The 1,642-nt window shown below is 61.6% G+C and carries 1 protein-coding gene; it reads left to right on the top strand.

All coding sequences use genetic code 11. From position 1 onward, the window contains the following. Positions 1 to 1,642 (top strand): efflux RND transporter permease subunit (locus tag ACXRVY_RS27925; RefSeq protein ID WP_458238828.1); only part of this gene is annotated, 1,642 nt, incomplete at both ends.

The raw sequence follows: 1,642 nt of genomic DNA, 5'->3' as shown, positions 1-1,642 counted from the left end.
GTTCTACCGTGCGCGTCAGCGATGTGGCGCGGGTCGAGATCGGTAGCCAGGAATACCAGTTCTCCACGCGCCTGAACGGCAAGCCGTCCACCGCCGTCGCCGTGCAGTTGTCGCCCGGTGCCAACGCCCTGAACACCGCGACCCTGGTGCGGGCGAAGATGGATGAACTGTCGCGCTACTTCCCGGCGAACGTCGAATACAAGATCCCGTATGACACCTCGCCCTTCGTCAAAGTCTCGATCACCAAGGTGGTCTACACCCTCTTTGAGGCGATGTTGCTGGTGTTCGCGGTGATGTTCCTGTTCCTGCAAAACATCCGCTACACGTTGATTCCAACCCTGGTGGTGCCGGTGGCGTTGATGGGCACCTTTGCGACGATGCTCGCGCTGGGGTTTTCGATCAACGTGCTGACCATGTTCGGCATGGTGCTGGCCATCGGCATTCTGGTGGACGACGCCATAGTGGTAGTAGAGAACGTCGAGCGGATCATGGCCACGGAGKGTTTGTCACCCAAGGAAGCCACGCGCAAGGCCATGCGGCAGATCACCGGGGCTATCATCGGCATCACCCTGGTGCTGGTCGCGGTGTTCATTCCAATGGCGTTCATGCAGGGCTCGGTCGGGGTGATCTACCAGCAATTTTCGCTGTCGATGGCCACGTCCATCCTGTTCTCGGCCTTCCTCGCCCTGACCTTGACTCCGGCCCTGTGCGCGACATTGCTCAAGCCGATTGCCAAGGGCGAACACCACGAAAAGACCGGCTTCTTCGGCTGGTTCAACCGTCGCTTCGAGCAACTGACCGAGCGCTATCAGGGCTGGGTTGCCTATGCACTGAAACGCAGCGGGCGTTTCCTGCTGATCTACGGTGTGCTGCTGGTGGGTCTGGGCGTGTGCTTCAGTCGTCTGCCCTCCTCGTTCCTGCCGGTGGAAGACCAGGGTTACACCATCACCGACATTCAATTGCCACCGGGCGCGAGCAAGAACCGCACAGTGCAGGTGGCCGAGCAGGTTGAAGCGCACAACGCCGGGGAACCGGGCATTCGTGACAGCGTGGTGATTCTCGGATTCAGCTTCTCCGGCAGCGGGCAGAATGCGGCGCTGGCGTTCAGCACGCTCAAGGACTGGTCCGAGCGTGGCAGTGACGATTCGGCCAGCTCGATTGCCGACCGGGCCAACGTTGCCCTCAGCCAGATCAAGGACGCRGTGACATTTGCCGTACTGCCACCGCCCGTGGATGGCCTGGGTACATCCAGCGGATTCGAATTTCGCCTGCAGGATCGCGGCGGCCTCGGTCATGAGAAGTTGATGGAGGCTCGCACCGACCTGCTCGCGGCGGCCGAAAAAAGCCCGATCCTGATGAACGTGCGCGAAAGCGCCCTGGCCGAGGCACCGCAGGTGCAACTGATCGTCGACCGCAAGCAGGCCAACGCGCTGGGTGTGTCCTTTGCCGACGTCGGCAACGTGCTGTCCACGGCCGTGGGCTCGGCCTACATCAACGACTTTCCCAATCAGGGGCGGATGCAGCGCGTCGTGGTGCAGGCCGAGGGCGACCAGCGCAGTCAGGTGGCTGACCTGCTGAAGATTCACGTGCGCAACACCCATGAAAAAATGGTGCCGTTGTCGGCCTTTGTGCAGGCCAAGTG

The sequence above is a fragment of the Pseudomonas sp. P5_A2_2 genome (assembly GCF_054177685.1).
This window is presented reverse-complemented; position numbering and strand designations above follow the sequence as displayed.